The sequence below is a fragment of the Methylomonas koyamae genome (assembly GCF_006483455.1).
Taxonomy (GTDB): Bacteria; Pseudomonadota; Gammaproteobacteria; order Methylococcales; family Methylomonadaceae; genus Methylomonas; species Methylomonas koyamae_B.
Genome location: NZ_PPPU01000069.1, coordinates 1 through 2,382 on the forward strand (window position 1 = coordinate 1; position 2,382 = coordinate 2,382).

Below are 2,382 nucleotides of genomic sequence, written 5' to 3' on the forward strand. Positions count from 1 at the left end.
GACCAAGCCTTGCTGCAGCGCTACGGGATTAAGATCCCGGTCTTGGCACACCCCGGCCGCGGCCTGGAACTGCACTGGCCGTTTGGCCCGGAACAGGTGCTTTGGCTTGTCGCACAAACCCAGGCCTAATCCAGCCGCGACGCGTTAAAGCCTGGTGAAAATCAAATCCCAAACGCCGTGGCCCAAGCCTAAACCGCGATTCTCGAATTTGGTCAACGGCCGGTAATCCGGCCGCGGACAAAAATCCCCGCTCGGACTGCTATTCTTCAATCCCGCGCCTGCGGCCAAAATCGCCAGCATATCCTTGGCGTAATGCTCCCAATCGGTCGCCGCGTGAAAATAACCGCCGACCGCCAATTTTTTATTCAGCAATTCGACAAAACCAGGGCGGACGATACGGCGCTTGTGGTGTCGGCGTTTTTGCCAAGGGTCGGGAAAAAACAAATGTACGCCGGCCAAACTGTGGTCGGCGACTTTTTGTTCCAGGATTTCGATCGCATCGTGATGGTAGATTCTGACATTGTCGATGCCGCGCTGCTCCAGCAACATCATCAAGTGGCCGACGCCCGGCCTATGCACTTCAATCCCCAAATAATTCAAATGCGGATTGGCTGCCGCCATCGCCGCCAGACTGTCGCCGTTACCGAAACCGATCTCGACGATCAGCGGCGCCTGCCGACCAAAGGCTGACACTGGATCGAACATCTGCTCCGGCGCCAGACAGTATTTCTGCCAATGGTGCTCCAGTGCGAATTTTTGGCCGGCAGTGGCGCGGCCCTGGCGGCGGATGAAACTGCGGATTTTGGACGGGTCGATACGTTGCGGTGCGGTCATTGATTCAAAAAGTCAGAACAGAAAAATGCGAAAGGCCGCCGCTAAGACAGAAGACCGTAACGATCAGCCGCCGAGGTCTACCTTCGACATCGCGATAGCGCTTTCCATGACAATTTTAAGCGCAATGCACGGGTCGATCACGGTTTTTCCGCCATGAATCGCATCCTGTATCGCCAAACCGAACAGAATCGGCCAATGTGCCGCAGCCGGACACAGCAACTGTACCGTCGGCAGCAGGTTAGGCCACAAGGCCTTTAAGTAATTCAACGGCTTATCGGCCGGAGATTGCCGTAACGGCAGACGCAACACGCCGAATTCGGCACTGCCCAAAGTATTTGCGCTGTGGCGGAATAATTCGCCAACATCCAGCAACGCTTGGCAGCCGGATTTTTGCGCCGCCGCTGCCGCCAAACCCCACACCGAATACTGCGACTCCGCCAACGGCGAGTTTAAAGCGTCGCCGTAAAAATAGCGGTTGCCATCGGTACCTTCAATCACAACGAAACCGGCCTCGGCAGCCAAACCTTCCGCCAAATTGCGCTGCCTGACGCTGGCCTGGCAAGCGTAACCGGCCAAAGCCCCCAGCGCGCACAACAGCGATTCGGCATGTACGCCCTTATCGTTCTGCATCGCCGCAGTCAAGCGATGGAAGACCTCTTGCGCAGCGATTTTGGCACCCGCCAGCGGATCCTCCTGACTGCGCTCACGAATCGCAGCGAGTAACGACTCGAAGGCCGGCAACTTGGTCTTGGCGTGTTGCAGGCGCCGCCGCTCGACCTGCTCGAGAAATTCGACAAATTCCCCCGGTGCCGCGAACCAACCGGAATTGACCCGAGCTTCGCCGAAAGCCGAAACCACCACGGCCACGGTATGGCCGGACACCTTAAGCCGCTTGACCTGTTCGATTGCCGAATAGGGCATACAGATAATCGGCAACGTCAAAGATGCCTTAGGCAACAAGGCTTCTTCCTCCCGTAATTCGATGTAATGCGGTTTAAACGACGCTCTGGCAACGATCCAACCCAGCAAAACGGCGCATATACCGCTGGCAACAGCCAGCAGGCCTATCAGACTGGCATACTGGGACAACGGCGCGCTTACGGCGAGATAGGCCAAGCCGCAGGTCGGCGCAAGCGCCGCAAACAAAAGCGACACGGCGATACGACTAGGCAGCCGGTAGCGGTAACGAATGACTTCGCTCACGCCTGAAGCGGCCATGGCTGGTTAAAAATCGGCATCATTCATGCGTCCTCCGGAAATTGAGTATAGCCGCGCACCGTGTTGTTGCTAACATCCGCCGGATACCGCCCGGGAAAGGCGGACATCATGGTTGCCCTCCGCTTTTTCCGAATGATAGGTAACTCGGCTGCCAGATACTCAATCCGCCAGCAATGGATAATCGGTATACCCCTCGCTCGGTCCGGCCTCGCCGTACAGGTAAAACGTCGAGGCGTCGAACGGCGTCAATGCCGCACCGGTCTTTAAGCGGTGCGGTAGATCGGGGTTGGCGATGAAGTGCTTGCCAAACGACACCGCGTCGGCATCGCC

At 57.3% G+C, this 2,382-nt stretch carries 2 protein-coding genes; both read right to left on the minus strand.

The annotated features are described in order from the left end of the window. Positions 1 to 144: 144 nt before the first annotated feature. The gene (gene trmB / locus C2U68_RS20520) at positions 145 to 834 is read right to left on the minus strand and encodes a tRNA (guanosine(46)-N7)-methyltransferase TrmB (protein ID WP_140914337.1); all 690 of its coding nucleotides are present in this window, start codon (positions 832 to 834) and stop codon (positions 145 to 147) included. A 63-nt stretch (positions 835 to 897) separates the two neighbouring features. Then, positions 898 to 2,037: a hypothetical protein gene (locus C2U68_RS20525; RefSeq protein ID WP_140914338.1), complete on the minus strand. Its 1,140-nt coding sequence runs from the start codon at positions 2,035 to 2,037 to the stop codon at positions 898 to 900. Positions 2,038 to 2,382 lie beyond the last annotated feature (345 nt).

What these genes read in the sequence shown, in the direction of transcription:
- trmB (WP_140914337.1), bottom strand. Translation starts at nt 834, where the DNA reads ATGACCGCACCGCAACGTATCGACCCGTCCAAAATCCGCAGTTTCATC.